Source organism: Sorangium sp. So ce381 (genome assembly GCF_051473845.1).
GTDB lineage: Bacteria > Myxococcota_A > Polyangia > Polyangiales > Polyangiaceae > Sorangium > Sorangium atrum.
The window spans coordinates 4,074,493-4,090,421 of sequence record NZ_CP150336.1; the positions used below are offsets into that span (position 1 = coordinate 4,074,493).

12 protein-coding genes are annotated in these 15,929 nt (G+C 72.9%); 5 read left to right on the forward strand and 7 right to left on the reverse strand.

Translation table 11 applies throughout. The features are described 5' to 3' along the window. Positions 1-54: 54 nt before the first annotated feature. The 4 genes from WMF29_RS15480 to WMF29_RS15495 all read right to left on the reverse strand — a co-directional run bounded on the left by WMF29_RS15480 (position 55) and on the right by WMF29_RS15495 (position 4,186). Positions 55-1,452 carry a hypothetical protein gene (locus WMF29_RS15480; protein WP_437329566.1) on the reverse strand — a complete coding sequence of 466 codons (1,398 nt, stop codon included), beginning with the start codon at positions 1,450-1,452 and terminating at the stop codon, positions 55-57. 144 nt (positions 1,453-1,596) lie between these two features. Continuing rightward, the gene (locus WMF29_RS15485) at positions 1,597-2,001 is read right to left on the reverse strand and encodes a hypothetical protein (RefSeq protein WP_437329567.1); all 405 of its coding nucleotides are present in this window, start codon (positions 1,999-2,001) and stop codon (positions 1,597-1,599) included. A 153-nt stretch (positions 2,002-2,154) separates the two neighbouring features. Then, the gene (locus WMF29_RS15490; protein ID WP_437329568.1) at positions 2,155-2,913 is read right to left on the reverse strand and encodes a CDP-alcohol phosphatidyltransferase family protein; all 759 of its coding nucleotides are present in this window, start codon (positions 2,911-2,913) and stop codon (positions 2,155-2,157) included. Between the two features lie 85 nt (positions 2,914-2,998). Then, on the reverse strand, positions 2,999-4,186 hold the full coding sequence (locus tag WMF29_RS15495; protein ID WP_437329569.1) for a serine/threonine-protein kinase: 1,188 nt from the start codon (positions 4,184-4,186) through the stop codon (positions 2,999-3,001). 75 nt (positions 4,187-4,261) lie between these two features. On the opposite strand from WMF29_RS15495, the gene WMF29_RS15500 reads away from it, so the two are divergent. Then, complete coding sequence (locus WMF29_RS15500) at positions 4,262-4,999, forward strand: 2TM domain-containing protein (protein WP_437329570.1); 738 nt, start codon at positions 4,262-4,264, stop codon at positions 4,997-4,999. 33 nt (positions 5,000-5,032) lie between these two features. On the opposite strand, the gene WMF29_RS15505 is transcribed toward WMF29_RS15500, so the two are convergent. Next, entirely contained in the window at positions 5,033-6,163 is a 1,131-nt protein-coding gene (locus WMF29_RS15505) for a helix-turn-helix transcriptional regulator (RefSeq protein ID WP_437329571.1), read from the reverse strand. Between WMF29_RS15505 and WMF29_RS15510 the strand changes: the two genes are divergently transcribed. Then, positions 6,147-6,569, forward strand: a complete 423-nt coding sequence (locus WMF29_RS15510; RefSeq protein WP_437329572.1) for a hypothetical protein — start codon at positions 6,147-6,149, stop codon at positions 6,567-6,569. The genes WMF29_RS15505 and WMF29_RS15510 overlap by 17 nt on opposite strands. Before the next feature lie 79 nt (positions 6,570-6,648). Here the strand turns inward: WMF29_RS15510 and WMF29_RS15515 are convergent, their stop codons facing one another. Together WMF29_RS15515 and WMF29_RS15520 are read right to left on the reverse strand one after the other, a co-directional pair. After that, complete coding sequence (locus WMF29_RS15515; protein WP_437329573.1) at positions 6,649-7,050, reverse strand: LysR family transcriptional regulator; 402 nt, start codon at positions 7,048-7,050, stop codon at positions 6,649-6,651. Between the two features lie 13 nt (positions 7,051-7,063). Continuing rightward, positions 7,064-8,305 (reverse strand): hypothetical protein, encoded by a 1,242-nt coding sequence (locus tag WMF29_RS15520; protein WP_437329574.1) that lies wholly within the window; start codon positions 8,303-8,305, stop codon positions 7,064-7,066. Positions 8,306-8,572: 267 nt separating this feature from the next. Between WMF29_RS15520 and WMF29_RS15525 the strand changes: the two genes are divergently transcribed. The 3 genes from WMF29_RS15525 (at position 8,573) to WMF29_RS15535 (ending at position 15,928) form a co-directional block, all read left to right on the forward strand. After that, positions 8,573-13,033, forward strand: a complete 4,461-nt coding sequence (locus tag WMF29_RS15525; RefSeq protein ID WP_437329575.1) for a DEAD/DEAH box helicase — start codon at positions 8,573-8,575, stop codon at positions 13,031-13,033. Between the two features lie 375 nt (positions 13,034-13,408). Beyond that, the gene (locus WMF29_RS15530) at positions 13,409-14,287 is read left to right on the forward strand and encodes a hypothetical protein (RefSeq protein ID WP_437329576.1); all 879 of its coding nucleotides are present in this window, start codon (positions 13,409-13,411) and stop codon (positions 14,285-14,287) included. A gap of 372 nt (positions 14,288-14,659) precedes the next feature. Next, positions 14,660-15,928, forward strand: a complete 1,269-nt coding sequence (locus WMF29_RS15535; RefSeq protein ID WP_437329577.1) for an efflux RND transporter periplasmic adaptor subunit — start codon at positions 14,660-14,662, stop codon at positions 15,926-15,928. Position 15,929 lies beyond the last annotated feature (1 nt).

Below are 15,929 nucleotides of genomic sequence, written 5' to 3' on the forward strand. Positions count from 1 at the left end.
GAGGGGGAGGAGGGCCAGTTTTCGGCAGGCGGATGGAGGTGGGCTCTCGGCGCCTCACCTCGGATCGGGCGTCGCGAGCCGCCCTCGAAGCGCCTCGACGTCGGCGACGGCGGCCGCGTCGTGGTGCACGATCAGGGTGAACGGATACCGCTCTTCACCTCTCGTATCGGGATCGTAGGTCCCGGTAGGCAGCGCGGTCACCACGAGCGTTCGTTTCCCGTCCGCTCCGAGCTTCAGCTCCGCGGAGCCGAGCGACAGATCCAGGATCTCGCCGTCCGAGTCGGGCGTCAGACCGGGGACGGCCTGGACGACGAAGCGGCGCCTCGCGTCGTCGGGCGCCTCGAGCGACACCCGGAGCGATCGAGGCGTGTCCACTCCTGCCGAGAGCTCGATATAGCTGGTGCCGAGCAACATCGGCGCGCGCTCGCGGATGTCGATCCTGCCCGGCCTCGCCTCGACCTGGGCCGCCAGCGAGAGCTTGGCCGCCGCGAGGTTCTCCAGGCCGCCCGCGAAGTGCCGGAAATGGCGATCGTCGATGTGATCGCCCGTGTACCAGCGCCAGCGCGCGAGCTCGGGGACGGCCTCGACATAGCTTATGCCCGCCGCCTCTCGGAGCATCGCATCGAGCGCATCGACGAAGTCAGGCTCGTTGGGCTGCGCGCCGTCGCCTGGGCCGGCAGCGTCGCGCGACCCGAGCCACATGCGCGAGACGAACCGCGGATCGCCGTCGAAGAACCGATCCTTGAGGTAGAGCAGCACCATGGAGGCGCCGTACATGGACCACGTCTCGTAATGGTCGTTGTGGTCGATGGCCCAGTCCGGGTGCCTCTGGAAATCGGCCAGGCTCTCGCCCGCGTAGTGATCCGCGCGGACCTGGTCGAGGAACAACGCCGACATCTCGAAGACGACGGGGCTCTCGCTCCAGTCGTCGGCGGCCTGCGAGGCGTGCGCCATCTCGTGCACCACGGTCTCCTCGAGCGCGGAGCCGCCGTAAGGCCCCCACGGATCGACGATCATGTAGGGATGCCGGTCGTCCCACGAGGTCGACGGCTCGCCTCCGAGGACGTCGACGAGGCAGCTGCGGTGGCCTCTCCACACGAACACGTCGAACGCGTCGTCCGGTCCGCACTCTCCACCATCGCCGATCGGCGGGCGCATGCCGATCTGGTTCACATGATAGTCCCAGCCCTCCTCGACGAACGCGAGGACCTGGCGCGCGGCGTCGCGCTCTTCCGCCTTGTAATGATGGACGAGCACCGGGAGCGTCGAGGATCGAAGGGAGAAAGGAAACATCTCCTCGAAGTCTGCTCGCCCACAGATGCTCTCGCCTTCCGGCAAAGGGTGCTTGTACTCCGCAGGTGTGGCCGGGGTCGTGTCATCTCCCTCTGTGCCGCAGCCGACAGGCCCGAGGCCGAGGGTGAAGCAAGCCAGCCAGGGAAGGGATCTCCGCATCGAGGCGCTTTAACCGAGCCTCCGGGGAGCTTGCAAGGATGCAAGGATGCAAGGAGCGGCTGCCAGCATGGCCGCGTGGCGCGAGGGAGCAGCACCCGGCTGCGTGCGTGCCAAAGGTGCTGCCCTCTAACCGCGGCTGTAGTGCTAGGCAGACTGGTCGAGCTCTCGCACCGTGTCGCGGAGCGCCTGGGCCTCGGCACGCTCGAGGATTACGGGCGCTGACAAGGGCGTGGGCGCGTGGTCGCGAAACTCCACGGGCTGGAAGGCGGCGAGCGCACCGGACGCGGTGTAGGCGAGATCCAGGCGCACCGCGGAGGTGTCCGGGTCGCCGTCCTCGTCGAGGGCGAAGGGGAGCTTCGCGATGGCGGCGAAGTCCCGCCTCTCCAGGGCGGTGGTGAGCGCTCCGATCGGGCAGGTGAAGTAGCGGAAGCCTTCTTCCACCTTCTCACCCGTGGAAGTGTACACGAACTCGCTCAGGATCAGCCATTTGCGACGGGTGGTGAAGCGAGGATCGGCGCGCAGGAAGTCGGAAAGCTCTTGGATCTCCATCGTGCGTTCATACCGCAACCGGGCTCAAGATATCCATCGGTCCGTCAAGGCGGGTCACGCTGCTCGGTCATCCCGCACACGAACGCGGGCGGGGTGGGTCGCCTCGATGCATTGATCCTATGACATGGCCCTACGGCGGGGGGCGATGAGGGACTACGACCGTCCGAACCTGAGCAGCAGCCCGAGCCAGCCCTTCGCGAGGTAGAGGAGGTTGATCAGCACATACATCCAGAAGAACACGTCGAGCCGGTCCGCGAGCGCGAACGCCCAGATGTGGCTCGGGTAGTGGTTCAGGAAGCGCAGGAACGTCATCACGAGCGCCGCCGCCCGGGCGGCGGGCGACCGGGGCCGCTCCTCCGTGGCGGTCTCGTAATAGGCGGAGACCGACGTCTCCTTGCCGCTGATCTCGGGGCGGCGGACGAAGTTCGTCAGCGAGATCGCCGAGGCGATCACCGCGACCCCGACGACGCCGGCGAGCAGGAAGCGCGGGTCTCCGCCGGGCCAGCGCCCGCCGTCGAGCCCGAGGCCGCCGGCGCTGAAGAGGCGCATCGAGAGGGCCCCCGAGAGGAGCACCGCCTTGAGCTCGTCCGTGAAGAAGTCGAAGAGGTGGCCCTCCTTCGACGCGAGTTGCTTGTGCCGCGCCAGCATCCCGTCGGCGCAGTCGAGCAGGTAGCTCAGCTCGAGCACGGCGATGGCGACGAGGCCCCCCGCAGCCGTGGGCAGCGCGACGAGCAGCGCCGCCGCGACCACGAACACGGCGAGGTTGAGCAGCGTCACCTGGTTCGGCGTGATCGAGGTCCGCGCGAGCAGCGCGACCACGCCGCCGGCGAGCGGGCGCATCAGGTACGTGTTGAAGAGCTGATCGTGCTTCTTCCGCGTGGCCAGGTAGATCCGCTTCGCTTCGCCGAGCATGGCCGGCGCATCCTAGCCGAGCGGCTCGCGTCTTGCTCGGGCGGCGGCGCCTTCGCTGCCGGCTGACGGACCGCCCGCCGCCCGGTCAGCGCCGCGCCGGGCGCGAGGCGGGCGCGGCCGCGTCGAGCGGCTCGTCGCTCCAGTCGACTGCGATCGAGTCCTCCTTGGCGGCGTCGGGGCGCACCCACTCCTTGGTGATGGAGCCGCCGCTCACGGGAGGCTCGTCGCTCCAGTCGACGGCGATGGAGGTCGAGACGCTCGCGGGGTGCACCGCGATCGTGGCGGGCCCGCCCTCGTCCGCGGCGCCCCGGGGCGACGGCTGCTCTCGCAGCGTGATCGCGTCCGGAGCGAGCGCGTGCGCGAACCGCGACGCGCACGGCGGCGGCTCGCTGCGCAGGAGGGCGCGCACGTCCTCCAGCATCTGGCGCGCGTCGGGGTAGCGCTGATCGCGGTCGAATGCGAGCGCGCGATCGACGACGAGGCACACGTCGCGCGGCGCGTACGGCGCGCGCTGCGCGAGCGGCGGCGCCGGCTCCCTGCCCATCTTCAGCAGGAGGTCGAAGTCGGTGCTCGCCTCGTGGACGTGGCGGCCGGCGATCAGCCGGAACATGGTGGCGCCGACCGCGAACAGGTCGGCGCGGGCGTCGATGTCGCGGCCCTTGGCCTGCTCCGGCGGCATGTACGGCGTCGTGCCGAGCACCAGGCCCATCCGCGTGAGCTCCCCCTGGAGGCTCGAGTCCTGGCGGATCCGCGCGAGCCCGAAATCGAGGACCTTGATGCGCGGGCCGCCGCCGTGCGCGGGCGTGTCCCCCGCGCCGTCGCCGACGACGTACAGGTTGGGCGGCTTGATGTCGCGGTGGATGATCCCCTGCGCGTGCGCCGCGGCGAGCGTGTCGAGCACCTGCGCGGTGAAGCGGAGCACCTCGGCCAGCGGGAGGCCGCCGAGGCGGCGCTCGCGCTGGGCGAGCGACTCGCCCTCGAGCAGCTCCATCACCAGGAACGGCGCCCCGTCCTCGGCGACGTCGATGTCGCGGATCTCGACGGCGCCCGGGTGGCGGAAGCGGTTCGCGGCCTGGGCCTCGCGCTCGAACCGGTCGCAGATCTCCTTCGACTGCGCGGCCTGCGGGTGCAGGATCTTGAGCGCGTCCCGGCGGCCGATCCGGTGGACGCCGACGTAGACGGCGGCCATGCCGCCGGCGCCGAGCAGCCGCTCCAGCGTCCACTTGTTGCGGATCGTGGTCCCCACGCGGTGTGAGGCGGTTTCGCTGCTCATGGGGTCCTTGCGTTCATGGAAGCGGCGCGGCCGCACGCGGTCAAGCGTATGCTCCGCGCGGTCGCGAGGAGAGCGATGACGAGACCGGGCAAGCAGAGCGGGCGGCAGTACACAGAGGCCGAGGTGCGGGCCATCCTGGAGCGCGCCCTCCGGGACACGCAGGCGCGCGGCGTGAGCCATGACGAGCTGGTCGCGGCGGCCGACGAGATCGGCATCTCGCGGGGCGCCATCGAGGCCGCGTCGCGCGACATCGAGCATGTCCGGGGCGAGGAGGCGGCGCGCGAGGCCATCCTCGCGCGCCGGCGCAAGGGTTTCCGCACGCACCTGTTCTCGTTCCTCCTCGTGAACGCGTTCCTCTTCGCTGTGAACGCGCTCACGGACGGGCCGTGGTGGTTCTTCTGGCCGCTGCTCGGGTGCGGCCTGGGGCTCGCCTTCCACGCGCTCGCCGCGCTCTCCAGCGAGGTGTCCCCGCGGCAGATCCGCCGGGAGCTCGAGCGCAGCGCCGCGCAGGCGCGGAAAGAGCAGCACCGGCGGCTGAAGGAGCAGCGCAGGGCCGAGCGCCTCGAGCGCAAGCAGCGCCTTGAGCAGAGCGCGGAAGATTTCGGGCACGCCGTCGAGGAGGGGGTCGCGACGCTGCTCTCGCGGGTCGCGCAGGAGATCCGCGGGAGCGCTCCGCCGCCGGCGCCGGCGCCGGTCGAAGACGCGCCGCGGAGGCGGCGGATCGCGCCGCTCGACGCGGAGGAGGCCGGATCGGAGGAGCTCGACGAGGAAGAGGCGGATCGCGCGGCCCGGCGAGGCCGCGGCGGGCGCTGACGGCGCGGCGCAGTCTCCGGGAGCGGCGCGTGGCTATCGCTCGACCACCGCGAGCGGCGCGTAGCCACGGCGGGCGACGCGGGCGAAGGCGCCGGGCGTGATCCCGAAGGCGCGCCGGAAATGGCCGTGCAGCTGGCTCTGATCGCAGAAGCCGAGCGCGCTCGCCACATCGCTCACCGGCCTGCCCGCCGCCAGCCACGCGTACGCGCGCGCCATGCGCATGCGCAGCACGTAGGTGTACGGCGGGATCCCATGCTCGGCGCGAAACGCGCGGCACAGCTGGTAGCGATCGAGCCCGGCCGCAGCCGCCAGCTCGTCGAGCGAGAGGGCCTCGCCGAGGCGCGCGTGGATGAGCTCGACGGCGCGCCCGAGGCGGCCGCGCGCCGCGGTGGCGTGCGGCCACGCATCGGCGCCGTCGAGCTGGCGCACCAGCGCGTCGAGCGCCTCGGCCACGACGACCTGCCGCGTGAGCGGATCGGGCCGCCCGCGGTACGCGCGGTGGAGGGCGAGCAACGGCCGGCGATCGGGATGGCGCCGCTCGAGCAGCGGCACCCGCAGCGCCAGGCTCGGCCGCAGGCCGCGGCGCTCGGCCTGCTCGCGCACCAGCGCCACGTCGAAAGTCACGATCTGGAAGCGCGCCGGCCCGTCGCGCCGCAGATCTTTGTGGACGCTCGTCGGCGCGTCGAAGTGCAGGTCGCCCGGCGCGCTGGCCACGCCGCCGCGGCGCGACCAGAACTCCGCGCGCCCGCGATGGATCAGCGCCACCGCGTACGTCTCCTTCACCGCGCACCACAGCCGCTCGTCGGCGTCGACGAGCAGCGAGCGCACCCCGGGCACGTCGGCGTAGGCGCGCAGCTCGGTGCGCACGGGCGCGGCGTCTCTCGGCATCCACCGAGAGTAAACCGACGCCAGCGGTCGCGCTCGCCGAAGTCTGCGCACGAACGCTCGAGAACGACGCTGGAAATCGCGCGCGCGCGCCAAAGTTGGCGCAATGGCGCAATGGCGCAAGGAAGCCCAAGACGACGCCGCGGTCGCGCCGCATCCTCGCGCTCGATAGCGAGGAGCCCACGCAATGAAGGAATCGTCCGCCGCCCCATGCTCGCCGCGCGTCGCCGCCAGCGCCGCGTTCTTGTGCTTCGCCCCCGTCATGGTCAGCTTCGCCATCGCCCCCGGCGCGCGGTGGCCCGAGTACCCGGGGCTCGCCTTCCACCTCGCGGTCTTCGCGCTGGTCCCGAGCCTGCGCGCGCCGGAGTGGGCGCGGATGGCCGGCTACGGCTGGCTGTTCCTCGACGTGACCACCGGCGTGATGGCGCTCAACCACGTGCCCCACGCCGTCGCCGATCCGGTGCGGCTCGGCGCCCACATCTTCGCCGGCATCTGGATCGTGATGGCGTCGCGCGCCGCCTCGCTGCCGGTGAAGCTCGTCGGCGTCCCCGCCGGCGCCTGGCTCTTCGCCTACAGCTTCGTCTCGCCCTTCTTGCCCCCGACGGTGCTGGCGCCGGCGTCGATCTTGATGATGGTCTGGTTCGCGCTCATCGCCTGGCAGAACGGCAGCCAGCGGCGCGCGTGACGCAGCCGCGCGTCAGAGCTTGGGGAGATCCGGTACCCTGTGGGTAGGGGGTCCAAACGCCTTTGCGGCGGGTAGGGGGTTAAACGCCTTTGCGAAGGCAAGTGCCCACTCCGAGGACGTGCCGGACCATGCCGGTCGCCGCCGTGAGCCGCACGATCCCGCCGTCGCCGCGATCGGACGCGTGCGCGGCCGTCCCGGCGAAGGCCTCCGCCGCGCGCACGGCCTCGCGCGCGGGCTCGAGCAGCGCCTCGCCGGCGTCGGTGAGGGAGATCGCATGCTTCGAGCGATGGAGGAGCCTCACGCCGGCGCCGTCCTCGAGCCGCGTGATCGCCTTCGAGACGCTCGCGGCGGACATCCCGAGCCTGCGCCCGGCCTCGGCGACCGAGCCGGCGTCCACGACCGCGAGGAAGCACCGCAGCTGAGGGACGGACACCTCGAAGTCGATCGCGGCCATGCCGCGCGACGATGCGCGCGTCCGCATCGCCTCGATCGGATCAGGAGCGCTCGCGAAGGGTGAACTGCCCGCACAGCATCCCTTTCTTGAAGCTCAGCTCGTCCAGGCCGACGGCCACGTCCAGGCCGGCCGACTTCGCGAGCTTGTTCATGTCGAACGCGACGAGCTGGATGTTGGAGGCGAAGCGCGCCACCTGGTCGAGCACGGCGTCCAGCAGGGCGTCGATGGTCTTGTTGAGCGACTTGCGGGCGAAGTCGAGCGCGCCCCAGCTCCCCTCGAGCTCGACGTCGATGTCCGAGCGCTTCACGTCGAGGTTGATCGCCGCCTTCGCGTCCCCGTCCAGGCGCTCCAGCCGCACGACGGGCTTGAGCACGCACTCTCCCTCCAGCTTGATGGACTCGCCGATGCCGGCCACTTTCCCCGACACCTTCGCATACGCCTTGACGCGAAGCGTGCATGTCGCCTTGCCGTCGGAGATCTCGAGGTTGGGGGAATAGACGGTCGCCTTCACCTCGGCCTCGCCCGAAAAGACCGAGTAGCTGGCCTTCTCCTTCTCCTTCCAGGAGGGATCCTGGACCAGCCCCTCGAAGGCCACGTTGATGGCGTCCTCGCGGACGACGAGCCGCACGCGCCCGGCCCCCTCGATCGGCGTGAGGTCCGTGCGCGGGATCGCCGCGCCTGGCGCCGTGGCCTGGTTCCCGCCGAAGACCCGTGCATATCCGTTGATCTGATCGTCCTCCACCTGGGCGCTGATCAAGGTCGCCCGGATGTCGCCGAGCCCCTGCGTCAGCTCGGGGATCAGGAGGCGTTCAAGCCACTTGACCAGGGCCGGCACCACCACCTTGTCGAGCACCTGAGTCGCGACCGGATCCACCTGGCCCTGCGTGGTGGCCACGGCCTTGTCCACCTTCAGGATCAGCCGCGGCCCGGCGACAGCGCACGTCGCGAGGATGTCGGCTCGGGCGATGAACTCCACCTTGCGGTCCGGGAAGGTGAGGGCGAGGTGGATCGTGTCCACCGTGCAGAGCGTGTTGGACCTGCCGGCCTGGACCTGGGGCGGCAGCGGCGCGAGGTTGAGCTTCGGCGACGTCGGGATGGAGTACAGGTAGCTCACGCCGAGGTCCGGGAGCGTGCCCTCCTGCTCGAAGTACTCGTCATAACGCCGGTAGTAGTAGTCGACAACGAACTGCATCAGCGACTCGTCGGCCGCGAGGTACACGGCCTCGGTGCGCTGCGGCTGAATGTTGGGGAGCTTCACTTCGGCGGTGGTGGGGGTAGGCATTGAGGTTCTCCTCTCGGGGTTGGAGAGAGGCGTTGTGTGAGCCTCGCTCCGGCAGCATGAGCGGTCTCGGGGTGCGTCTCACCCCGCCCTCCGCGCTTCACTCCTTCATCCGGAAGGCCAGAGAAGAACCCGACAGGCATCTGTCGATTTCTTTCGTCGAGCGCTCGCCCAGGTCGCCGCGGGCCTTCGCGCAGCGCCGCTCCCCCCACGCCAACCGCCCGCCCCTCTCGCTTCCGCCTCTCCCCCCGGCGGGCTACCCTCGACGGGATGTTTCACCCCGTCGTCGACCGGTGGTTTCGTGACCGCTTCGGCGCCCCCGCCCCGGCGCAGGAGCGCGCCTGGCCGGTGATCGCCGCAGGCCGCGACGCGCTGATCAGCGCGCCGACCGGCGCCGGCAAGACGCTCGCGGCCTTCCTCTTCTGCCTCGACCGGCTCGTCCGCGACGCGGCGCGAGGCGCCCTCGAGGACCGCACTGATGTCCTCTACATCTCTCCGCTGAAGGCGCTCTCCCACGACGTCCACCGCAACCTCGAGCAGCCGATCGCCGAGATCTCGGCGGCCATGGAGGCGGCGGGCCTGCCCGCGCCGGGCATCCGGGCCGTCGTGCGGACCGGCGACAGCCCCGCGCAGGAGCGGCGCGCCACGGCGGCCCGGCCGCCGCACGTGCTCGTCACCACGCCGGAGTCCGCGTTCATCCTGCTGACCAGCGCGTCGGGGCGTCGCGCGCTCTCCGGGGTGCGCACCGTGATCCTCGACGAGGTCCACGCGATCGCCGGCGACAAGCGCGGCGCCCACCTCGCGCTCTCGCTCGAGCGGCTCGAGGACCTCGTGGTCGGCCAGGGCGGCGCCCGCCCGCAGCGCGTCGGCCTCAGCGCCACGGTCCGCCCCATCGAGATCGCCGCCCGGCTCGTCGCCGGCGCGCGCGAGCTGCCCCAGATCGTCGACGTCGGGCAGCGGCGGGACCTCGATCTCGCCATCGAGGTGCCCCGCGACGAGCTCGGCGCGGTCTGTACGCACGAGCAGTGGACCGAGATCTACGACCGCATCGCGGCGCTCGCGGAGGGCGCGCGGTCGACCCTGGTGTTCGTCAACACGCGCCGCCTCGTCGAGCGGGTCGCGCACGCGCTCGGCGCGCGGCTCGGCGAGGACGTCGTGGCGGCCCACCACGGCAGCCTCTCGCGGGCCCGGCGGCTCTCGGCCGAGCGGCGCCTCAAGGCCGGGGAGCTCCGCGTCGTCGTCGCGACCGCGTCGCTGGAGCTCGGCATCGACGTCGGCGCGGTCGACCTCGCCTGCCTCGTCGGCTCGCCGCGGTCGATCAACGTCGCCCTCCAGCGCATCGGCCGCTCGGGCCACGCCCTCGCCGCGACGCCGCGCGGGCGGCTCTTCCCGCTGACGCGCGACCAGCTCGTCGAGTGCGCGGCGATCGTGCGCGCAGCGCGCCGCGGCGAGCTCGATCGGATGACGTCGCGCGAGGGCCCGCTCGACGTGCTCGCGCAGCAGATCATCGCCGCGTGCGCGTGCGAGGAGCGGGACGAGGAGGGCCTCTACGCGCTCGTCCGCCGGGCCGCGCCTTACGAAGGCCTCTCGCGCCGCGACTTCGACGCGGTGGTGGCCATGGTCTCGGGCGGCGCCGCGGGCGCGGCGGACGACGGCGCGTCCGCGGCCCGTGGCGCGCGGCAGCGGGCCGGGTCGCTCGTTTATCGCGACGCGATCGGCGGCCGGCTGCGCGGGCGGCGCGGCGCGCGGCTCGCGGCGCTCACGTCGGGCGGTGCGATCCCCGACATCGCGGCCGTCGACGTGGTGCTCCAGCCCGACGGCACCAAGGTCGGCACGCTCGACGAGGATTTCGCGATCGAGTCGTCCGGGGGCGACGTCTTCCTGCTGGGCAATACCTCCTGGCGGGTGCTCCGGCTGGAGGGCGGGCAGATGTGGGTCGAGGACGCCCACGGCGCCGCGCCGACGGTGCCGTTCTGGCTAGGGGAGGCGCCGGCGCGCACGCCGGAGCTCTCCGCCGAGGTCGCGGCGCTCCGCGCCGAGGTCGCCGCGCGCCTCGACGAGGAGCGGGCCGATGGCGCGCGGCCGGCGGCCGAGCGGGGCCAGGGCGGCGAGGAGGCGCGGGCGGCGCGGTCCCGGGCGGCGCGCTGGCTCATGGAGGCGTGCGCGCTCGACGCGCGCGGGGCGCTGCTCGTGCGCGACTACATCGAGGCGGGGCGCGCGGCGCTCGGCGCGGTCCCGGGCGGCGCGACCGTCGTGGTCGAGCGCTTCTTCGACGAGGCCGGGGGGCAGCAGATCGTCGTCCACACGCCGCTCGGCGGCCGCGTGAACCGCGCGCTCGGGCTCGCGCTGCGCAAGCGCTTCTGCCGGTCGTTCGACTTCGAGCTCCAGGCGGCGGCGACCGACGACGGCGTGCTGCTCTCGCTGTCGGCGGAGCACGGGATCCCGATCGACGAGGTGCTCGATCTGGTCCGCCCCGAGGGCCTCGAGGAGGTGCTCGTCCAGGCCGCTCTCCAGGGCCCGATGTTCCGCACGCGCTTCCGCTGGGCCGCGTCCCGCGCGCTCGCGCTGCTCCGGTTCCGCGGGGGCCGGCGGGTGCCGCCGGCGCTCCAGCGCATGCGCGCCGACGACCTCCTGCTGTCGATCTTCCCCGAGCAGCAGGGCTGCCAGGACAACCATGGGCTCTTCGCGCACGTCGAGCCGCCGGATCACCCGCTCGTCCGCGAGGCGCTGCGCGACTGCCTGACCGAGCTGATGGATGTCGAGGGGCTGCGCGCGCTGCTCGTCGGCCTGCGCAGCGGGGCGATCCGGGTCGTCGCGCTCGACACGCCGGAGCCGAGCGTCTTCTCGCACGAGATCCTGAACGCGAACCCCTATGCGTTCCTCGACGACGCCCCGCTGGAGGAGCGCCGCGCGAGGGCGGTCCGCGTGCGCCGCGGGCTCCCGGCGGAGGTCGCCGAGCGGCTGGGCGGGCTCGATCCGGCGGTCGTCGCCGAGGTGGTCGCCGAGGCGCGGCCGGACGTGCGCGACGCGGACGAGCTGCACGAGCTCCTGCTCGACCGGGTCGCGCTCCCCGCGGAGGAGGGGATCCGGAGCGGCCTCGCGAGGCACTTCGGGGCGCTCTGCGCCGCGGGGCGCGCGGCCGAGGTGGGCGCCGCTCCGGGCGCGAGCGCCGGCGCGCCGCGCGCGCCGCGCTGGGTGGCGACCGAGCGGCGGCCGCTTGTCGAGGTGATCTGGCCGGAGGCGGTGTTTGCGCCCGACGTCGCGGTGCCGCCCGCGGTGCGCGGGGCCGCCGGGGCGGTCGATCGCGGCGCCGCGATCACGGCGCTCGTCCGCGGCTTCCTGAGCGCCGTGGGGCCGATCTCGACCGAGGATCTCGCGTCGCGGCTCGACGTGCCCGCGTACGAGGCGCTGTCCGCCCTCGCGCGGATCGAGCTCGCCGGCGGCGCGCTGCGCGGGCGCTTCCTGCCGAGCGCGCCGTCGCGGCCGGCGCAGGCCGCCGCGGGCCCGAGCGACCCGTCGATCGAGTGGTGCGACCGCCATCTCCTCGCCCGCATCCACCGCCGCACCGTCACCGGCCTGCGCAAGGCGATCGAGCCCGCGACGGCGGCGGAGCTCCTCCGGTTCCTCCTTGCGTGGCAGGGCGTGCGGCCGGGCACGCAGGCGCGCGGGCCGGGGGGCCTCGGGCGGGTGATCGAGCAGCTGCAGGGCTTCGAGCTCGCCGCCGGCGCGTGGGAGCAGGCGGTGCTGCCCGCGCGCGTGGCCGGCTACGACGAGGGGCTGCTCGACGCGCTCTGCCTGTCCGGCGAGGTGGCGTGGGGCCGCGTGGTCCCGCGCGACGCGGCGGCGCCCACGCGCGCGGCGCCGATCACGCTGGCGCTGCGCCGCGATCTCCCGTGGCTCCTCGCGCCGCGGGAGGCCGAGGGCGCGCCGCCGCCAGCGTCGCTCTCCGAGGCGGCGCAGGGCGTGCTGTCGTTCCTGACGCGCGCGGGCGCGTCGTTCTTCGACGACCTCGTTGTCGGCGCGGGCGGCGTGGGCGGCGCGGGCCGCTCCCGGGACGAGGTCGAGGAGGCGCTCTGGGAGCTCGTCGCCGCGGGGCTCGTGACCGGCGACGGGTTCGCGGCGCTGCGCTCGCTGCTCGGCGGCGGCGGCGCGCCCGTCGCGCTGGGCGCGGGCCGCCTGCGCGGCGGGGCGCGCCGGGGCGGCCCCGTCGCGTCGGGCAGGTGGTCGCTCCTTCGATCGCGCCCGGACGCGTTCGCGCCCGCTGCCGGCGACGCCGGCGAGGGGGCCGAGGGCCCCGACGCCGTCGAGGCGCTCGCGCACCAGTACCTGCGCCGCTACGGCGTGGTCTGTCGCGAGCTGCTCGCGCGCGAGCCGCGGCCGCCCGCGTGGCGCGACCTCCTCCGGGTCTACCGGCGGCTCGAGATGGCGGGCCAGCTCCGGGGCGGGCACCTCGTCGCCGGCTTCGTGGGGGAGCATTTCGCGCTGCCCGAGGCGCTCGACGCGCTCCGCGCCGTCCGGCGAGAGCCCCTGTCCGGCGAGATCGTGCAGCTCTCGGCGTGCGACCCGCTGAACCTGGTCGGCATCGTCACGCCGGGGCCCCGGGTGCCGGCCGCGCTCGGGAACGTGGTCATCTACCGCGACGGCGTGCCGCTCCTGCCCGTGGCCGCGGCCGCGGCCGCGCCGGGCGGGCTGGGACAGGCGATGGTCGCTGCCCCGGGAGCAGCGATGTGAGGGCGACCCAGTCCTGTCGTCTCGGTCGAGGAAGCCTGGGATGGACTCGAGATTGACGCAGACGATCAACGCGTTCGTCTTCGATGGTCTGGCCCTGGGCTGGGCGATCGGTTGAGAGAGGGTGGCTGACGCGGAGCGCATATCGGCGCTCCTCCGCGGGCTCGTGCCCGAGGGCGAATCGCTGGTTGCGGGGCAGCTCGTTCACCTCTCGATCGACGACGCCAGGGAACTCCCTTCTATCCGGACCAGCCACCGCTACCGCGCGAGGCCGGCGGCGAAGAGAACCGCCATGACACCAAGGGCCCCAAAGGCCGCCGGGCCGCAGGCGTCCTTGACGCTCGACCGCATGGCGCGAGCTGCCGTACTCTCACGCCGATGACCAGAGAAAAGAAGAAGAAATCACGAACCGAGGCCGCCTCGGACACGGACACGCAGGGCGAGAAGCCCTCTGCCGAGCCGCCGCGCGGCGGCAAGAAGAAAGCGGCCCTCACGGCTGCCCAGCGGCAGCAGCTGCTCGATCTCGATCCCGCCTATGAGGCGCCGCTCGACCACCCCGTCGCCGATACGTTGCAGGAGGCGCGGGAGCTCGAGGCCGCCTTGAGCAAGCTCGGCAAGGAGATCTACAAGAAGAGCAGGCTCTCGAAGGAGGTCGGCGCCTCGATCTCTGCCCGGCGCGACCTGCTCGCCGCCGCCGAGTCCGCCTGGACCGAGGTCCGCACGCTCCCGCTCTCCTCCGACCTGCGCGCGCGGCGCAAGGACGCGGAGGCCCTCAAGCGCGACGCCATCGCGGCGCTCCGCTACTTTCTCGCGGCGGACGAGGACGTGGAGAAGCGTGTCGACGGGATCGTCCTCGGGGCTGGCGTCGCCGATCTGGTGAGCGATCTGAACCAGCTCGCCGAGCTCCTCGAGCAGCACCGCGACGCGCTGGCCAGGGCCGATCTTCCGAAGCGCGCCCCGGAGCGCGCCCGGGAGCTCGCCGAGGCGCTCGGCAAAGGCTCGGCGGAGCGCGCCGTCGATCCCGAGGGCAACGCCGCGATGGCGCTGCGCAACCGCGCCTTCTGGTGGCTGCGCGAGGCCATGGACGAGATCCGCGCCGCAGGCCGCTATGTCTACCGCGATGAGCGCAAGGTGCTCGCGCTCTTCCGCGCCTCGGGGGCGCGTGCCCGCGCGCGTCAGCGCGCAGTGAAGCGGGATGAGGCTGAGACGAGTGGCTCAAACGCGACACCGGCAGCGCCTGAGCCGGAATCGACCTGACGGCAGAGCGATCCGACATGGCGGCAGAGCGATCCGACATGGCGGCAGAGCGATCCGACATGGCGGGAGCGGATCCGAGTTGACGGCAGAGCGATCCGACATGGCGGCAGAGCGATCCGACATGGCGGCAGAGCGATCCGACATGGCGGGAGCGGATCCGAGTTGACGGCAGAGCGATCCGACATGGCGGGAGCGGATCCGAGTTGACGGCAGAGCGATCCGACACGTCGAGAGCCCTATCCCAGCCGATTTCGTGAAGCGGACGCCGCCGCGGCGTGCCCACGCGCACGTTGCGCTCCAACCCTGATGCGTCAATATCGTGCGGCGAACACGCGCTCGGGGGGGCGTTCCTGGTCATCTGAGGCCGCCGTCATGTGGACTGTCCTTCCCGAGCTTCGCCAGCCTGCCAACTCCCGTCACCGCGCCTCCGGCCCGCCAAGGGTGCTCTGGACATTGCCGGTCGCGTTCGCGGCCGCTCTGCAGTGCCTCGCATGCAACCAGGGAGCGTCTCAGCCAGGCGGCGCGAAGGCGGAGAAGCCCGCGGCCAGCGTCAAGGAGGTGACGCTCGCCCCCGTGACGGAGCTCGTCATGGAACAGGCCGTCGACATCTCGGGGACCCTCGACGCCGACGAGCAGGTGACGCTGGGGGCCAAGGTGGCCGGACGCCTCGCCTCGATCTCGGTCGACCTGGCGAGCCCGGTCCAGCGAGAACAGGTCATCGCTCAGCTGGAGGCGCGGGATTACGAGCTGCGTATCGAGCAGGCCACGGCCGCGCTGGCGCAGAGCCGCGCCCAGCTCGGCTTGCCCCCGGACGGGCCTGACAGCGAGCTCGATATCGAGGGCACGGCGATCGTGAGGCAGGCCCTCGCGACGTTCAAGGAAGCGCAGGCCAACCAGGTCCGGGCGCGGGGGCTCGCCAGGGAAGGGCTGATGTCGGGCATGGACCTCGACGCGGCCGAGGCGGCGGCGGTCCGCGCGGAGACCGCCGTGCAGTCGGCGCGGGAGGAGGTGCGCATCCGCGAGGCCGCGGTCCGCCAGCGGCGCTCCGAGCTGCGCATGGCGCGGCAGCAGCTCACCGACACGATGGTGCGCTCGCCGCTCGATGGCGTCGTCCAGGTGCGGCGAGCGAACGTCGGCCAGTACCTCGCCGCGGGGGCGCCGATCGTGGATGTCGTCCGGATCGACCCGCTGCGGCTGCGCGTGGCCATCCCCGAGCTCGAGGCGGCGGGCGTGCGCGCGGGCCAGCCCGTGCGCGTGACCCTCCAGGGAGACGGCGCCACCTATCCGGGGACGGTCGCGCGCCTCGCGCCCGCGCTCGACCCGCAGAGCCGCACCCTGCTCGTGGAGAGCGACATCAAGAACCCCGGCCACCTGCGGCCCGGCAGCCTCGTCAGCGCGCAGATCGTCGTGAGCTCGAGGCCGGTGCCGACCGTGCCGGCGACCGCCGTCGTCCGGTTCGCCGGCCTCGCGAAGGTCATCACGGTCGAGGACGGCAAGGCGAAGGAGAAGCAGGTCACCACCGGCAGGACGTCGGGGGATCGGGTCGAGATCGTGTCCGGCGTCGCGGTGGGGGAGTCCGTCGTCGCCCGGCCCGGGTCGCTCCAGCAAGGGCAGCCGGTCCGCGTGGTGGAAGGGGGCTAGG